The following is a 17,331-nucleotide window of genomic DNA, read 5'->3' on the forward strand; positions in this document are numbered from 1 at the left end:
AAAACTTCGTAAGTCTCTCGTCGCTTTGTCATTTCCACCTTCACAGTCTGCGAATTTAGAAACTCGTATAACGTTTCTTTTGGCTATAATATTTTACGAACCCGTTTTTAAACAACTTCTTAATAGTTAACTTTTTTAACAGTTAGCCCGTTGCTTTGTAAGCATTTCGATATAATGCCATTCCATGTGTGTTTTTTACACCCGCTTCGATAAAAAAATATACTTTTGAAGGATAACTTATTAAAGTTAAACCAATTGATGCGCCGGCATACCCTTAATTTATTTTTATTGATGATAATGGCATTCGTATTAGCTTTCACCAGGGCTAACGCGCAAACTGCCGATGTATGTAAAGGTTCCCTGGGCGATCCCGTGGTTAATGAAACTTTTGGTGCCGGCAGTAATTTTGGTGGGGCACTACCTTATACCAGCATGTTTTACGTTAGTTCATTTTGCCCCGATGATGGATCTTATACGATAGCTAATAGCACGGCTGATCCCAATCTGGGAGGCAGTTGCCATACCTCCTGGCATACGGTAACCCATGATCATACCGGCGATCCCAACGGGTATTTTATGTTTATTAATGCTTCCTTTGCTAAAAGCGTTTTTTATACCCAGCCTATCAACCTGCAGCTATGTCAAAAAACAACCTATGAGTTTTCGGCTTATGTGCTAAACCTGATTAAGTTATCGGCGAGTAATGATCAAACGATTCAGCCAGATATTAAGTTTACCATCAAGGCACCTGATGGAACCATTTTAAAATCCAGTGAAAACATTGTTCCTCCAACCGCTGATCCCGAATGGCAAAAATTTAGTTTGTTTTTTACAACACCCGCAAATGTGAACAGCGTTATCGTTGAATTATCAAATGAAGCCCCCGGCGGTAACGGTAATGACCTGTTATTAGATGATATCCAGTTTAGGGCCTGTGGGCCGGTAATTCAAACAGGTTTTTCAACCATAACTGCAAATCAACCGCAAAATCAATGTGTAGGCGATTCAAGAAATTATACTTTAAAAGCGCAGGTAGGAGATGGGTATACCGATCCATCATTACAATGGCAGATCAACAAATCGGATGGGAATGGCTGGCTGGATATTGCCGGGCAAACAACCGATACTTATAATTTTACGATAAGCGATAACACGGCAAAGATTTATCAATACCGGCTTTCGGCGGCCGAACAGTCAAACATCGGATCGCCTGATTGCAGGGTTTCTTCTTCGCCGCTTAGCGTTACAGTTAACGCGTTTCCTGTTGTGCCGGATATACCGCCGGTTGAAGGCTGCGAAGGGGGAACACTAATATTGACGGCATCGGGCGGTGTTGCTTTTGAGTGGACGGGGCCTGCCATTACAGTAGCCAATAAAAACCAAAATCCACTTATTATAAACGCGGCTACACTTGCCGCCGCTGGAAATTATGCGGTAACGGTAACCAACGCCGCCGGTTGTACTGCTACAAAGAATACTACTGTTACTGTTGATGCCAGGCCGGTTATAACGGTTCCCAGTGCTGTTTATACCATTTGTAAAGGCGCTAATACTAATATAAATGTATCATCGCCAACGGGGATAAGTTATCAATGGGCACCAACTACAGGTTTAAATGATCCTACATCGCCAACTCCCACGGCTTCGCCGGCAGATACAACCATCTATACCGTAATTGTAACAACAGATAAAGGATGTATAGATTCGGCCAAAGTAACAGTAAACGTGCTGCCGCCGCCCGTTGCCAATGCAGGCACCCCCCGGCCTATATTTGAAGGGCAATCCATTACCCTGAACGGAACAGCGCAAAGCGCCAACGTTTATTCGTGGACACCAACTACAGGACTAAGCGACCCCACCATTCTTAATCCAATAGCCAACCCAACCGATGATATCACTTATACCCTGCATGCATCGTCAACCTATAATTGCGGCGTTGCCGAAAGCAGTGTTTTTGTGCGGGTTTTTAAAAAGATCGTTATCCCCAATTCTTTCTCGCCCAATGGCGATGGTACCAATGATTTCTGGGATATTGAAGCGCTTATTACGTATCCCCAAAGCCTGTTAACCGTATTTAACCGCTATGGGCAGGCTGTTTATAAAAGCATAGGATACGCCAAACCCTGGCGAGGCACTTATAACGGTATCCCTTTGCCAACAGGTACTTATTATTACATTATTGATCTGAAAAATGGGGCACCTAAATTATCGGGCTGGGTATTACTGGTGAAATAGAAACAGAGTCAAGAATCAAGAGTTAAGAATCAAGATAGCTGCATTTTAAAAGGCGATAAACTTGTCTATTTGCTCGTCAATAAATTTTAAGGTGTCGGGATTTACCAATTGAGCGTCGGCATCAAACTCTTTGTGGATGGCTGCTATGTGGAGCTTTAGGGCCATTACATTGAGGTGTACATAATGGCACACACCGGTGAAATGATCTATCCCGCGGATGTTGCCGTATTTGCCCGATGATATACCTACCAGCGCGGCTTTTTTATCATAAAAACTATCAGGAAATGTGCAGGCATCTATAAATACTTTCAACACACCAGGGTAACTGCCGTTGTATTCGGGGATCACAAATAGAAATTTATCGGTTTGGGTGACGATCTCCTGGATTTTGGCAAACTCTGAGCTGCGTTTGCCGTAAAGGTCGGTTTGTAACAGATTTGGGGGTAATTCTTCTAATGATAGCAGCCCTGCTTCAACACCTTTTTCGCGCAGCTTTTGCTGGTAATATTTGGCCATTTTTAAAGTTGAGCTGCCCGGGCGATTGGTTGATGCTACGATAGTTATCATTTATAATTATTGAATTATTGATTTACTGAATTACTGAGTTTTATATTGAAGAATACTTGGGTTAATAAACTTTACGCAAAGTAAAATGCGCGCAAAATGAGCCTGGATTTGATAATTCAATAAATCAGTAATTCAATAATTGCCTCAATTATGTTTGTAAATTGACTAAACCTGTGGATTTCCTAATTGTTTAATTCCGTATCTTTACGCATTGGAATAAAACTTTACGAAAGTAGAATTTCTAAATCTACTTTACGTTATTATAAATCATCGTAATATCAAATATATACATATAGAATGAGTAAAATTATTGCTTTAGCCAACCAGAAAGGTGGCGTAGGGAAAACTACATCATCTATAAATCTGGCTGCAAGTTTAGCTGTATTAGATTTTAAAACGTTATTGGTTGATGCCGATCCTCAGGCTAATTCAACCTCGGGGATAGGTTTTGACCCCCGCAATATTAAGAACAGCATTTACGAGTGTATCATCAACCAGGTTGATCCTCATGATGCTATTCAAAAAACAGAGACCCCTAATCTTGACCTGCTTCCAGCGCATATCGACCTGGTGGGTGCCGAAATTGAGATGATCAATCTAAGCGGCCGCGAGTATAAAATGAAACAGGTTTTTGAAGCTGTAAAAAATGAATATGATTTTATCATCATTGATTGCTCGCCTTCATTGGGTTTAATTACCATTAACGCCCTTACCGCTGCAGATTCGGTTATTATACCGGTACAATGCGAGTATTTCGCGTTAGAGGGTTTGGGTAAATTGCTAAATACTATCAAAATAGTTCAATCACGCCTTAACCCGCAGTTGGAAATTGAAGGTATTCTGTTAACCATGTATGATGTGCGCTTACGCCTGAGCAACCAGGTTGTTGACGAGGTAAAAACGCATTTTGAAGATATGGTGTTTGATACCATTATACAACGTAACACCCGCTTAAGCGAGGCCCCAAGTTTTGGTGTATCGGTAATTATGCACGATGCTACCTGTAAAGGCGCTATCAATTATTTAAACCTTGCCCGCGAAATTTTAAGTAAAAATGGCCTTGTAAAAAGCGAGGTAACAACGGCAACCGCAACAGTATAAGTAAATGAGCAGTGAAAGAAGAAATGCCCTGGGCAAAGGATTAAGTGCGCTGTTGAATGACTCTGTAAACGTACAACCATACCAAAATAAAAACAGTAAAAAGGAAGAGGCAACAACATCGGCTGCCGAGGTTAATAGCCTTGGGTCGGTTAACGAGATTCGCTTAAGCGAAATTGTAGTAAACCCTTTTCAACCGCGTACCGATTTTGATGAGCAGACGCTAAATGAACTTGCCGACTCCATTAAACTTCAGGGCCTTATACAGCCAATTACGGTAAGGCGGGTTAATGCGCATCAATATCAATTGATCTCGGGCGAGCGTCGTTTCCGGGCATCAAAGCTGGCTGGTTTAACCCAGGTACCTGCTTATGTACGTACCGCCAATGACCAGCAAATGCTGGAAATGGCACTGATAGAAAACATTCAGCGCGAAAACCTGAACGCCATTGAAGTTGCCCTTAGCTTTCAGCGTATGATTGAGGAGTGTAACCTTAAACAGGAAGAACTGGGCGATAGGGTGAGTAAAAACCGGTCGACAGTTACCAACTACCTGCGTTTATTAAAATTGCCACCAAGCATCCAGGCTTCAATACGCGATGGTGCTTTAAGCATGGGCCATGCCAAGGCATTGATCACCATAGATGATCCTGCCAAACAATTATATTTACATCAGCATATCATTCAGCAAGGTTTATCCGTTCGTAAGGTTGAAGAATTAGTTAGGGAGATGCAGAAGGCACCGGTAAAAAAAGAAGGCAAACAGCCCGAGCCGGTATCATACCAAATGCAAAAGATCCAGGACGACTTAGCTTCAAAGTTTAGTACACGGGTAACACTTAAGGTAGGCAGCAAAGGCAATGGCGTTATTGAAATACCATTCCTGTCAGAAGATGACCTGGGCCGTATCCTTGAGATGCTGGATTGGTAAAATGTTTAGATATTTATTATTAACTTTTTCAGGATTTGCCCTGTTTGCATTTTCTGCAAAAGGGCAAACCCAAACCCTTACTCCACAAAGTTTAAATAAAAATTCTCCTTTATCGTTTTCTCCTGCCTTTAAAGAAAAGTTTTATCATACCGATAGCTTACACAAACCGCATGCCGCTGTTATACGTTCGTTAATTTGGCCGGGGCTTGGGCAATTATATAACCGCCGCTGGTGGAAGCTACCGATTATTTATACTGGTTTTGGTTTGCTGGGCGCTGCCGCAATTAATAATCAAAAGAATTACGCGCAATTGATAGCTGTATACAGGTTGAAGCATTACACTTATGCCGTCCCGCTCACATCTGCGCAAAATCCCAACCATGCTTTGTATGTAAAATATAAAACGCAGTATGGATATTACCAGTATTTTAACGATACCCAGGTTGGCGACCTGGCAGAAAGCTTTAGGCGTAACCGCGATATAAGTATTTTAGGCATTGCGGCGATATGGGTTTTGAATACTATTGATGCTTATATTGATGCCAAATTTATAAATGCCTTTAGTGTAGATAATAATTTGGCCGTTAAACCAGTTACAGATGTACTTGGCAGGGGCATGTATGCTGCTAATCAACAGAATGTATTTAGTCCGGGTATAAAAATTACCTTTGCAATTACATCAGGGCGATAACGGCAACCCTGCTTATAACACTTTATCATATAAAAATGTATAAATATTTGTTAATTATTGGTTTTATGGTGCTGTTTGCCTTTACTGCAAAGGCGCAAACGCCACGCGCCGATACCGCGAACGTAGCTAAAAAAGATACTTTTAAAAAGCCATCAAATACAGCGCCCGGTTCATTTGCGCCACCTATAAAAAAAGAAAAAGTATATCACCCCGATAGTACCCATAGCCCACATAAAGCGGTGATGCATTCGTTGATGATTCCGGGCTGGGGCCAGGTTTATAACCATAGCTGGTGGAAAGTGCCCATTATTTATGGTGGTATTGGTTTATTGGGTTCGGCAGTTATTTTTAATCAACGATATTATAAGCAATTTGATGTAGTTGCCCATTATTATCAAAGTGGGGTAACACCAAAAACAACCGATCCCTATTATAAAGAGTGGAAGGCCTATACCGATGCCCAGGTACCCGCGCAAAACGTGTACGATTACCTGGATAGCTATCGCCGTAACCGCGACTTAGCCATTTTGGGCATTTTGGGCGCCTGGGGCATTCAAACCGTTGAAGCTTACATTGAAGCCAAGTTTATTAATGCCTATACGGTAGATAATAACTTCAGCATGAAAGTAACACCGACGGTTATAAATCAGCCGCTTTTTGCGCAAAGTAGCTATGTTCCGGCTATAAAAGTTACCTTTACTTTTTAACAGCATATTTATAGCTTAGCTGTTAATCAACATAAACTTTAAAAATGAAAATAGCGTTACTGGGCTATGGAAAAATGGGCAAAATCATCGAAAAGATTGCCCTTAGCCGCAAGCATGAAATTGTTTTAACTATTGATAATGAAAACCTGCATGAGCTTACTGCCGAAAACCTGCAAAAGGCCGATGCGGTAATTGAATTTACTATGCCTGCATCGGTAATAAGTAATATTGAGCATTGCTTTAATGCCGGCGTACCTATAGTAGTAGGCACAACGGGATGGTACGATAGGTTGGATGAGATTAAACAAAAGTGTGCAGCCAGTGACGGCTCATTATTATATGCTACCAACTTTAGCGTTGGCGTAAATATATTTTTCCATATTAATCGTTTGCTGGCTAAAGTGATGAATAACTACCCGTATTATGATGTACAGGTAGAAGAGATTCATCATATGCAAAAGCTGGATGCCCCAAGTGGTACGGCCATCACTATTGCAGAGGGAATTATTGATAATCTATCATCTAAAACCGACTGGGTTAATGTGCTGACAACCGACGACAGCGATGATGATAAAAATGTAAAATCAGAAGAACTGCTGATAGAATCTATGCGGATTGACAGCGTACCGGGCACACATACCGTTATTTACGATTCTGAAGTGGATACTATCGAATTTAAACATACTGCCCATAACCGTAACGGGTTTGCCTTAGGCGCAGTTTTGGCTGCAGAGTGGATTCACGGCAAAAAAGGGTTTTATACGGTTGATGCCATGTTTGATTTTAAAAGTTAAATTCAGGATAAATAATTTACTTTAATCATCTGCACATCTGAAATTTGCATATCTGCACAACTGAATTTGCACATTTGCCCGGTAACATATCGCTTACATGATAGTCATAGGGTTAATAAATAATATATTCATCTAAAAATTTTGACAAATTTGTATGGCGCATATGATCAGTAATTTAAAAGATCGATCATCTGCATATCTGCACATTTGAAATCTGCACATTTGTAATATGACCTGGAAATTCTGGAAAAAAGATAAAACTAAACCGAAGGTAAAAAAAAGCGCCACGCGCGAATGGTTTGATGCCATTGTTTTTGCCGTGATTGCGGCAACACTCATCCGCACCTTATTTATAGAGGCCTATGTGATCCCCAGCGGATCGATGGAAAGCTCTTTACTTGTTGGCGATTACCTTTTTGTAAGCAAGGTCAATTATGGTGCCCGCATGCCTATAACCCCTATCGGCATCCCGTTTACGGCACATACTATTCCGTTTACCGAAACACAATCATACTGGGGAGGCTTACAGTTACCTTATTATCGCCTGCCGGGTTTCAGCGATATAAAAAAAGGAGATATTGTTGTATTTAACCTGCCAATGGAAGCCGATTCGCCCTTGTACCGACCGGTTGACAGGCGTGAAAATATTATTAAGCGTTGCCAGGGTACGCCCGGCGATACTCTAAGCCTGGCCAACGCGCAGGTGTATATTAATGGCAAGCCCGAGTATGCGGCAACACACGGTGAAATGAATTATGTTGTAAAATCGGATGGAAATCCAATCAATCCGGATGTGATCGATGACCTGCATTTAACAGAATTTTCAGTGATCAACAATACCGATTTTACCGCTAATACTACTGAAGTTTCTGCCGCTAAATTAAGAGCATATTCAAACATCAAATCTGTAACGCCTAACATTGCTATAAAAGGCTTAGTTGACGATCTTAACCCGGTATACCCTTTATCGCACCCTGACTATAAAATTGGCACCATGCCACGGTACGGGTGGAATGTAGATAATTTTGGTCCTGTTATTATCCCTAAAAAAGGATGGACGGTTAAGTTGGATAGCCTTAGCTTCCCGATATATGGTAGGGCCATTGCTGTATATGAGCATAATACCGTAAAAGTTAATGGTAAGGATATTTTTATAAACGGAAAAAAAGCCGATACTTACACCTTTAAGATGAACTACTACTGGATGATGGGTGATAATCGCCATAATTCAACAGATTCGCGCTATTGGGGATTTTTGCCCGAGGATCATGTAGTTGGCAAGGCATTATTTACCTGGATGAGTATTGATAGTACAGCATCCTTTGCCCACAAAATAAGGTGGAGCAGGTTGTTCAGGGGTATTAAGTAAAATAATTTAAAAAAGCATATAGTGAACGTTGTAGGATTTTTAATTGCATTCATAATACTTATCATTTTGCCTTATGTTGGCTTATGGAAATTGTTTATAAAAGCCGACCGACTTGGATGGGAGGCCCTGATCCCTTTTTACAACTTTGTTGTGATTATCAAAATAACCGGGCGGCCATTGTGGTGGATCGTTCTGCTTTTAATTCCGGGAATAAACTTTTTAGTTTTTATGGGGTTGATGGTCGATTTTGCAAAATCGTATGGTAAGTTTACGTTTGCGCAGCATGCAGCAGCTGTTGCTCTTGAATTTATATATTTTCCAAAATGGGGTTTTGATCCCAATACTCAATATTTAGGCCAATCGGCCAGCCCGGAGTTTAGAGAGAAGTATAAAAAAATCTTAAAGAAATCTACCGGTCGCGAATGGGCTGATGCCATTATTTTTGCAGTGGTAGCCGCTACGCTAATCCGCACCTTATTTATTGAGGCTTATGTAATTCCAAGTGCATCGATGGAAAGTTCGTTGCTTATTGGCGATTACCTTTTTGTGAGTAAAGTAAATTATGGTGCACGTATACCGATGACACCGGTCGCTTTCCCGTTTGCGCACCATACCATGCCTTTGATTAACACCAAAGCTTACTGGGATGGTATCGAACTGCCGTATTACCGTTTACCCGGTCTCAGTGATATTAAAAAGGGCGACGTAGTAGTATTTAACTACCCTATGGATGCCGATTCGCCTTTGTACAGGCCGGTTGATAAACGCGAAAACTTTATTAAACGCTGCCAGGGTACGCCGGGCGATACGTTAAGAATTATTAAAGCGCAGGTATCCATCAATGGTAAGCCTTCAATTACGCCGCCAAATGGTGAAATAACCTACCGCGTTAAATATGACGGAACGCCCATCAACCCTGATTTAGCTACTGATCTGCACCTGGAAGATATCAATCCGGATAAGGTAAACGAGTTTACAACAAACACTACTGTAACATCGGCTAATAAGTTAAAAGGGTTTTCAAATATCAAATCGGTTACACCAGAGTTGAACGCGCCGGGTGTGCCCGATCCATCGTACCCCATTAACCCGGTAAGATATCCTAATTATAAGATCACCGCGCCGTTTCCTGCCTTTAACTGGAACCAGGATAACTACGGACCTATTGTGGTACCTAAAAAAGGAATGACCGTAAAGCTGGATAGTTTAACCTTCCCGATATATGGGCGCGCGATAGAGATTTACGAAGGCAATAAAGTACAGGTAGTTGGTAAAGATATTTTGATTAACGGTGTAAAAACAGATCAATACACCTTTAAACTGAATTACTATTTTATGATGGGCGATAACCGCCACAACTCCGAAGATTCACGTTTCTGGGGCTTTGTTCCCGAAGATCACATCGTAGGTAAAGCGTTATTCATCTGGATGAGCGTTGATGACAACGCTTCATTCTTTAACAAGATCCGTTGGAGAAGGCTGTTTAATATAATCAGATAGTAAATTCTGCATAAAATAAAAACGCCCGGCTATTGAGAAATAGGCGAGCGTTTTTGGTTAAGTTAGCGTAAAGATGAGTGTCTGTAAAATTATGTCATTATAAGGCACGAAGCAATCTCGTAGTTTACAGGGCGAATCTGCAAAGTTCGCGATTGCTTCGTGCCTACCCATGGCAAGTTGTAAATCCCAAACTTACGAAGTTTTAAAAACTTCGTAAGTTTTTCGCCGGTTTGTCATTCCACCTTCAGAAATTCGCAAAATTTTACAACTCAGAATGACAGAATTTTAAACAATTTGTATGTAGATATTACTCCTCATCCAATTCTCTCAAAAACTCCAATCCTTCTTCCCATTCCCCTAAATTTGATGCACCATTAATATGCCCTGCATCGCCAATATTGATGAGCTTACTGCCCCATGCATTCGCAAACTGTTCGGCACGTTGCGGGCTTACATAGAAGTCGTTAGTACTCATTACGGCGATAGTTTTAAAGGGTAGCTTGTTGAGCAGCATGGGGGCAAAGCCGGTTGTTCCAGGCGGGTAGCTTGGTGCTTCTGTATCGCTTGGTGCAACTAAGAGGGCGGCTTTGATAGCTACGTTATATTCCTTTGCCCAATAAGCTATGGTTGAGCAGGCCAGGCTGTGACCAACCAGTATCACATCTGCAGGGTTATGAGTATCTAAATAGCTTTGCAGCGTGGTGATCCAATCGGCACAAACAGGCGTTTCCCAATCCTGCTGCTCAATACGGGTAAAGCCAAAACGCTTTTCCCAAAGTGACTGCCAATGCTCTGGTCCGGAATTGCCCAGCCCCGGAATGATAAAAATGGTTGATTTAAACACGATTTTAAGATTTTAAAGGATTAACAGGATTTCTTTAACTTATACCTTTGTTCCAATTCCTCCTTCAGGGGGTTAGGGGGCTTCCGCAGCTTGTTTGATTACTTCGTTTCGTTGTTCCAATAACCTCCGCATATAGTTTTTCAGAAATAGAAAATCAGCTATAAGTCCTAAAAAACCTAAGGGGGCATCAAACGTAAAAACATCTTTCATGAGGGTTTGATTGCCAATGGCATAAAAATAATGCTCGTGCCTGAAGGCTTTGAAAGCACCTTCAACCATTTCGTCGGTGAAGTAGCTGGGGTACTCCATTTCGGTAACCTTTGAGGTGAGCGTTTGCCGGATACCAAAGTGTTTAGCCCGCCAGGTAACGCTTTCGCCAAGTTCAATGAGGCCGCTAACGCGACCGCCCACCGCAGTTTCGCCACTCTGTTGCATCGAATTCACATGCATATCAATACTCCTTGCCAGATCGAAGCATTTGGCTATTGGCGCGTTGATATGGGTAGCAAGTTCGATGATGGACACGATTTTTAGGATTATATAAGATTTATACGATTTTAAGCATTTGGTTTAAATAATAATGGGATTTTTTTGATGAAAATATGCATCAAAAAAATCCTATTAATCCTACAAAATCTATTAATCGTGTTTAAAATTCCGCGTTCTTCGGAAACCTTGGGAAAGGGATCACGTCGCGGATGTTGCTCATGCCGGTAACAAATAACACCAGGCGCTCAAAGCCTAAGCCAAAACCCGAGTGTACACAGGTGCCGAAACGGCGGGTGTCCAGGTACCACCACAGCTCATCTTTAGGGATGCCCAATTCATCCATCCGTACTTCCAGTTTATCCAAACGCTCTTCGCGTTGCGAGCCGCCTACAATTTCGCCAATGCCCGGAAAAAGGATATCCATAGCGGCAACTGTTTTGCCATCGTCATTCTGGCGCATATAAAACGATTTGATCTCTTTAGGATAATCGGTTAGGATCACCGGCTTTTTAAAGTGTTTCTCTACCAAATAACGCTCGTGCTCGCTTTGCAGGTCGGTTCCCCATCCTTCAATCAGATACTGAAACTTTTTCTTCTTATTCGGTGTCGATTCTTTTAATATTTCAATGGCCTCTGTATAAGTAAGGCGCTCAAAGTTGTTATCTAAACAAAACTGCAGCTTTTCAAGCAGGGTCATTTCAGATCGCTCGTTCTGGGGTTTTTGTTTTTCTTCTTCCTGCAGGCGCTGGCTTAAAAACTCAATATCCTCCGGGCATTTATCCAACGCGTACCTGATCACGTATTTCAGCATGTCCTCGGCAAGGTCCATGTTATCGGCCAGATCGTTAAAGGCAACTTCCGGCTCAATCATCCAAAACTCTGCTAAGTGGCGGGTAGTGTTTGAGTTTTCGGCACGGAATGTTGGTCCGAAGGTGTAGATATCACTTAAGGCCATTGCACCAAGCTCGCCTTCTAACTGGCCGGATACTGTTAAGTTGGTTGATTTACCAAAAAAGTCCTGTTTGTAATCAACCTCGCCGGTATCGGTTTTGGGGATGTTGTTAAGATCGAAGTTGGTTACGTGAAATGCCTCACCCGCGCCTTCGGCATCAGATTGTGTGATAACCGGTGTGTGCAAATAAACAAAACCACGTTCCTGAAAAAACTGGTGTACTGCGAATGCCAGGCTGTTCCTTAGGCGAAATATCGACCCAAAAGTACTGGTACGGAAACGCAGATGCGCATTTTCCCTTAAAAACTCCAAACTGTGTTTTTTAGGCTGGATTGGGTATTTTTCAGGATCGCTATCGCCAAGGATCTCAATATCGGTAGCAACAACCTCTACCGTTTGACCTTTACCTAAAGAGGCGATTAGTTTACCCTGCACGCTAAGTGCCGCGCCAACAGTGATGCGTTTAAGCAGGGCAGGATCGGTATTTTCAAAATCGACAACGATTTGGATGTTATTATTAGTTGAGCCATCATTCAAAGCAATAAAACGATTTGACCGGAAGGCGCGAACCCATCCTTTAACTGTTACATCAATTTCCGTTTGCTGGCTTTGCAGCAATGCTTTGATCTTTGTGCGCTGACTCATAATGTGTAATTATGTATAAAAATGTATAAATTTTGAGTGGCAAAAATACAATTATTTCTGTAACCGTACTTTGATTTGGCTGCTATTTGGACACCTTTTCATTAAGTTTGCGCCTTATATTAATTGTAGTAATGAACCCCAAACTGAGCCTGGTCATTGGCATTTTGTGTATTTCCTTTTCGCCAATATTTGTAAAGCTTGCCGGGGTATCGCCCATAGGCTGCGCGTTTTACCGGGTGTTTTTTGCCTGGCTTTGCCTGCTGCCATACTGCATTATAAAAAAGAAGTTTAAGGTTGAGCGTAAGCAACTGATCATCGCTATTACAGCCGGGATCATTTTCGCATCAGATGTGGCAGTTTGGAACCTGTCGCTGTTAAAGATCAGCGCTACGGTATCAACCCTGATAGCTAACCTGGCCCCGGTTTGGGTAGGTTTGTTCAGCTTTATACTTTTCAAGAAAAGCGGCGGCGTGCTGTTTTGGATAGGTACGGCAATAGCCATTTTGGGTATGATAGTACTGGTAGGCTATCAGCATATATTACACCTGGAACTTAATGCCGGCATCCTTTTAGCCGTATTAGCCAGCCTGTTTTATGCCAGCTACATTATGGTAACTAAAAACATAATGGCGGGTATTGATGTATTCACTTTTATGTTTTACAGCATGTTAGGTTCAAGCGTTTTCCTGCTGATTGTAAACAGTTTTGTAGGCGCCAGTATCATGCATTTTTCGTTAAAAGTTTGGCTTTGCTTTTTAGGCATGGGTATCATATGCCAGTTGGCAGGTTGGCTTACCATCAACTACTCGTTACGCTACCTGGAATCGACCAAAGTGGCTATTACTTTACTGAGCCAAACGGTTTTCGCAGCCATACTTGCTGCCATTTTGCTGAATGAAAAATTAGAATTTAATGAAATTGCGGGTAGCGTAATTGTGCTTGGCGGCATAGCCGTAACATTTTTAAAGCCACGCAATCAACCAAATAAAGTTGTATCTTAACGTTTGTTAATCATCGTTTGATGATTTGCCCTACATTTGCATTCAGCTTATGATCATAAAATCCACTATCGACCGTATTATGGAAGCCACCGACATTGTGGAGGTGATAGGGGAGTTTGTGCAGTTAAAAAAACGTGGTGCAAACTATGTGGGCTTATCGCCGTTTGCCAATGAGCGTACACCATCGTTCACGGTATCGCCGGCAAAAGGCATCTTCAAAGATTTTTCTACAGGTAAGGGTGGTTCGGCAGTAACGTTTTTGATGGAACTGGAAAAATTCAGCTACCCCGAGGCGCTCAAATGGCTGGCCAAAAAATACGGCATCGAGGTTGAAGAAACGGTAGAAGCCCCCGAAAACAGGGAAGAAGAGCTTCGTCGCGAAAGCCTCATGATTGTAACGGCCTATGCTGCCAAATTTTTCCATGAAAGTTTATTAGATACCGACGAAGGTAAAAGCATAGGCCTAAGCTATTTTAAAGAGCGCGGTTTTAGTACCGAGATCATTAAAAAATTTGAGTTAGGCTACTCGCCCGATCAATGGGAGGCCTTTACCAGCAGCGCGCTTAAAGAAGGTTACAAAGAACAGTTTTTGACAGAAAGCGGACTTTCTGTTAAGCGCGACAACGGTAATTTGTATGACCGTTACCGTGGCAGGGTAATGTTCCCAATCCATAATTTTACCGGCAGGATCATCGCTTTTGGTGGCCGCACGCTTAAAAAAGACAAGAACGTCCCCAAATATGTAAACTCGCCCGAGAGCGATATTTACCATAAATCGAACGTGCTTTACGGGCTTTATTTTGCCAAGAAGGCCATTCGTGAAGACGATAATTGCTACCTGGTTGAGGGGTATGCCGACGTACTTTCGGTAGTACAGGCCGGTATCGAAAATGTGGTGGCCTCATCTGGTACATCGTTAACAGTAGAGCAGATTAAACTCATCAGCAGGTTTACCAAAAACATTACCATTTTATATGATGGGGATGCGGCTGGAATCAAGGCTTCGCTTCGCGGGCTGGATATGATCCTGGAGGAAGGGCTTAATGTAAAAGTGGTTTCTTTCCCCGAGGGACATGATCCCGATTCCTACGTACGCAGCGTAGGCACTGCCGCTTTCAAAAAACACATCGACGAAAATAAAAAGGACTTTATCCTTTTTAAAGCCAACACACTTTTAAAAGATGTTGGTAACGACCCGATAAAAAAGGCGGGTATCATCCGCGAAATTGTGGAGAGTATTGCCAAGATCCCGGATTCGATAAAGGCCTCTGTTTTTATTAAGGAGTGTAGCTTTTTACTGCAGATTGATGAGCGCGCTTTATTATCCGAACTTAATAAAATGCGCCAGGCCAAGGCCAAAAAAGATGGGCAGCAACAATCATCGGCATCAAGATATGCGGAGATGCCTGATGAGCCTCACTTTTTTGACGAACCGGTAATTATACCCGAACCAGCCAAAGAGGAGAGTTTTCAGGAAAAAGAGATCATTCGTTTGCTGTTGTTATACGGCAGCAAGATGATTGACTGGGACGGTATTGCCAATACTTATATTGGTCCGTTCATCATAGCGGAACTGGGCGATGTTACCTTTGAGCATGCTGTATGCAAAATGTTTGTTGAACTTTATCGTGCAGAGGTAGAAAATGGCGTACTGCCAGAAGATAGCCACTTTATTCATCACCCGGATAAGGGTATTGTTGATATTACGGTAGATCTGTTAACCTCTAAATATACGCTGAGCGATAACTGGATGGATATGCATGGCATCATGATTCATGATGAAACGTCAAATATGAAAGCTACTATTCTTGGCGCTATCTTTCACCTTAAAAAACATAAGGTAGAAAAGATACTGGAGGGGCTTAGAACGGAGTTGAAAAATGCTGACAACCAAGCCGACCAGGAAATTTTGCTTGATAAATATATACGCATGAAAAAGGTTGAAAAAAGTATCTCCGACTTTTTGGGCTCGGTAATTATCAAATAATGGCCCAACACCTTGATCTTGGTCGCGCGGGCGAAGCTTTAGCCAAAACGCACCTGGAAAATTCCGGTTATGAAATATTGGACGAGAACTGGACGTACGGTAAGGCCGAGATAGATTTGATTGCCTATAAAGGCCGGGTGATTATATTTATCGAAGTAAAAACGCGTACCGGCACCGGCTTTGGCATGCCCGAAGATTTTGTAGATGCCCGCAAACAAAAATTACTCGCAAACGCGGCAGATGAATATATTTACCTCATGAATCACCAGGGCGATGTACGGTTTGATATTATTGCCATTTTGTTTGATAAAGAAAAAAACTACACACTAAACCATATAGAAGATGCGTTTTGGCCGACAGGAACTTAAGTTAACCATGAACAATAAAATAAAGATCTTTTTTGCAGCCGGCTTATTACTGGCATTTGGCTGTAATGGTTGTAAGCAAAAAACAACAGCAGGCGCTGCCGATTATACCATAAGCCCGGAAGCGGGTACTACCTACAAAGCCGGCGATGTGGTAAAAATAAAAGTAGCTTTGCCTGCTGATGCGAAACCAGATTCGGTTGTATACATGATGGAGTCTACCCGCATTGGATCATCAAAAGATACTGCCGGCATCAGCTTAAATACCGATACTGTTCCCCTGGGGATTAAAATACTCATGGCTAAGGTTTACGAGGGCGGCAAAAGCCAGGATGTTACCACCAATATTTTACTCCTTGCAGGCAAAGCCCCCGAAGAATATACTTATAAGGTTGAAAAAACATTTCCGCACGATACCAGCGCCTATACTGAAGGTTTGCAATACATTGATGGCGTGTTGTATGAAAGTACCGGCGAACCCGGCCATTCAACTATCCGCAAAGTGGATTTGCAAACCGGCAAAGTATTGGTGCAAACCAAATTGGAAGACAAATACTTTGGCGAAGGTTTATCAGTAATTGGCGATAAGGTGGTGCAAATGACCTATCGCGAAAAAACAGGCTTTGTGTATGATAAAAACACGCTTAAGCTGTTAAAAACATTCCCCAATAACGTGGGCGTTGAAGGCTGGGGTATGTGTTTCGACGGTAAAAAGCTTTACCTGGATGATAGTACCAACCGCATCTGGTTCCTGGATAAAGATACTTACCAGCAAACTGGCTACATCGATGTTTGCGACGATAAAAAACAAATAGACTCGGTAAACGAGCTGGAATACATAGATGGCAAGTTATACGCCAATGTTTATCAAACGGACGATATCCTGGTGATCAACCCTAAAACCGGTGCCGTAGAGCAAAGAATAGACATGAAAAACCTATACCCCGAATCTGAAAGACCAGCTGGTCGCGATTGGGGCAATAACGTATTAAACGGGATAGCCTATGATGCCGCTACCAAGCGCATCTTTGTAACCGGCAAAAAATGGCCTAAAATGTACCAGGTGAAGTTTAGCCCCCTAATCCCCTGAAGGGGGAACTGATGTGCAGATTTCAGATTCCAAATATGCAGATTTTAAAATAAGAATGGCCGGTTT

At 42.1% G+C, this 17,331-nt stretch carries 16 protein-coding genes; 12 read left to right on the forward strand and 4 right to left on the reverse strand.

Annotated elements, in window-relative coordinates; translation table 11 throughout:
• Positions 1-297: 297 nt before the first annotated feature.
• Entirely contained in the window at positions 298-2,235 is a 1,938-nt protein-coding gene (locus tag FHS10_RS12660; RefSeq protein ID WP_259091152.1) for a T9SS type B sorting domain-containing protein, read from the forward strand.
• A 45-nt stretch (positions 2,236-2,280) separates the two neighbouring features.
• On the opposite strand, the gene FHS10_RS12665 is transcribed toward FHS10_RS12660, so the two are convergent.
• On the reverse strand, positions 2,281-2,802 hold the full coding sequence (locus FHS10_RS12665; RefSeq protein ID WP_259091154.1) for an NADPH-dependent FMN reductase: 522 nt from the start codon (positions 2,800-2,802) through the stop codon (positions 2,281-2,283).
• A 297-nt stretch (positions 2,803-3,099) separates the two neighbouring features.
• Here FHS10_RS12665 and FHS10_RS12670 point away from each other — a divergent pair, with 297 nt between their 5' ends.
• The 7 genes from FHS10_RS12670 (at position 3,100) to lepB (FHS10_RS12700) (ending at position 9,892) form a co-directional block, all read left to right on the forward strand.
• On the forward strand, positions 3,100-3,903 hold the full coding sequence (locus tag FHS10_RS12670; RefSeq protein WP_259091155.1) for a ParA family protein: 804 nt from the start codon (positions 3,100-3,102) through the stop codon (positions 3,901-3,903).
• Positions 3,904-3,907: 4 nt separating this feature from the next.
• Positions 3,908-4,831 carry a ParB/RepB/Spo0J family partition protein gene (locus FHS10_RS12675; protein WP_259091157.1) on the forward strand — a complete coding sequence of 308 codons (924 nt, stop codon included), beginning with the start codon at positions 3,908-3,910 and terminating at the stop codon, positions 4,829-4,831.
• 1 nt (position 4,832) lies between these two features.
• Entirely contained in the window at positions 4,833-5,522 is a 690-nt protein-coding gene (locus tag FHS10_RS12680; protein WP_259091158.1) for a DUF5683 domain-containing protein, read from the forward strand.
• Positions 5,523-5,557: 35 nt separating this feature from the next.
• Positions 5,558-6,229 carry a DUF5683 domain-containing protein gene (locus FHS10_RS12685; protein WP_259091159.1) on the forward strand — a complete coding sequence of 224 codons (672 nt, stop codon included), beginning with the start codon at positions 5,558-5,560 and terminating at the stop codon, positions 6,227-6,229.
• A 44-nt stretch (positions 6,230-6,273) separates the two neighbouring features.
• Positions 6,274-7,023: a 4-hydroxy-tetrahydrodipicolinate reductase gene (gene dapB, locus FHS10_RS12690; RefSeq protein WP_259091161.1), complete on the forward strand. Its 750-nt coding sequence runs from the start codon at positions 6,274-6,276 to the stop codon at positions 7,021-7,023.
• Between the two features lie 229 nt (positions 7,024-7,252).
• Positions 7,253-8,392: a signal peptidase I gene (gene lepB, locus FHS10_RS12695; RefSeq protein WP_259091162.1), complete on the forward strand. Its 1,140-nt coding sequence runs from the start codon at positions 7,253-7,255 to the stop codon at positions 8,390-8,392.
• 21 nt (positions 8,393-8,413) lie between these two features.
• Positions 8,414-9,892, forward strand: a complete 1,479-nt coding sequence (gene lepB, locus FHS10_RS12700) for a signal peptidase I (protein WP_259091163.1) — start codon at positions 8,414-8,416, stop codon at positions 9,890-9,892.
• A 307-nt stretch (positions 9,893-10,199) separates the two neighbouring features.
• On the opposite strand, the gene FHS10_RS12705 is transcribed toward lepB (FHS10_RS12700), so the two are convergent.
• From FHS10_RS12705 to asnS, 3 genes are all read right to left on the reverse strand, one after another.
• A complete protein-coding gene (locus tag FHS10_RS12705) occupies positions 10,200-10,736 on the reverse strand; it encodes an RBBP9/YdeN family alpha/beta hydrolase (RefSeq protein ID WP_259091165.1) in 537 nt (178 codons plus the stop codon).
• A gap of 72 nt (positions 10,737-10,808) precedes the next feature.
• A complete protein-coding gene (locus FHS10_RS12710; RefSeq protein ID WP_259091167.1) occupies positions 10,809-11,261 on the reverse strand; it encodes an SRPBCC family protein in 453 nt (150 codons plus the stop codon).
• A gap of 124 nt (positions 11,262-11,385) precedes the next feature.
• Entirely contained in the window at positions 11,386-12,822 is a 1,437-nt protein-coding gene (asnS, locus tag FHS10_RS12715; RefSeq protein WP_259091174.1) for an asparagine--tRNA ligase, read from the reverse strand.
• Positions 12,823-12,953: 131 nt separating this feature from the next.
• Between asnS and FHS10_RS12720 the strand changes: the two genes are divergently transcribed.
• Genes FHS10_RS12720 through FHS10_RS12735 form a run of 4 tightly spaced genes read left to right on the forward strand, consistent with a single transcriptional unit; the run spans position 12,954 to position 17,265 of the window.
• Entirely contained in the window at positions 12,954-13,823 is an 870-nt protein-coding gene (locus FHS10_RS12720; RefSeq protein WP_259091176.1) for a DMT family transporter, read from the forward strand.
• A gap of 49 nt (positions 13,824-13,872) precedes the next feature.
• Positions 13,873-15,810 (forward strand): DNA primase, encoded by a 1,938-nt coding sequence (dnaG, locus tag FHS10_RS12725; RefSeq protein ID WP_259091178.1) that lies wholly within the window; start codon positions 13,873-13,875, stop codon positions 15,808-15,810.
• Positions 15,810-16,178 carry a YraN family protein gene (locus FHS10_RS12730; RefSeq protein ID WP_259091179.1) on the forward strand — a complete coding sequence of 123 codons (369 nt, stop codon included), beginning with the start codon at positions 15,810-15,812 and terminating at the stop codon, positions 16,176-16,178. The genes dnaG and FHS10_RS12730 overlap by 1 nt, the downstream gene beginning before the upstream one ends.
• A 7-nt stretch (positions 16,179-16,185) precedes the next feature.
• A complete protein-coding gene (locus FHS10_RS12735) occupies positions 16,186-17,265 on the forward strand; it encodes a glutaminyl-peptide cyclotransferase (RefSeq protein WP_259091181.1) in 1,080 nt (359 codons plus the stop codon).
• Positions 17,266-17,331 lie beyond the last annotated feature (66 nt).

It is taken from the genome of Mucilaginibacter dorajii, assembly GCF_024808255.1.
Taxonomy (GTDB): Bacteria; Bacteroidota; Bacteroidia; order Sphingobacteriales; family Sphingobacteriaceae; genus Mucilaginibacter; species Mucilaginibacter dorajii.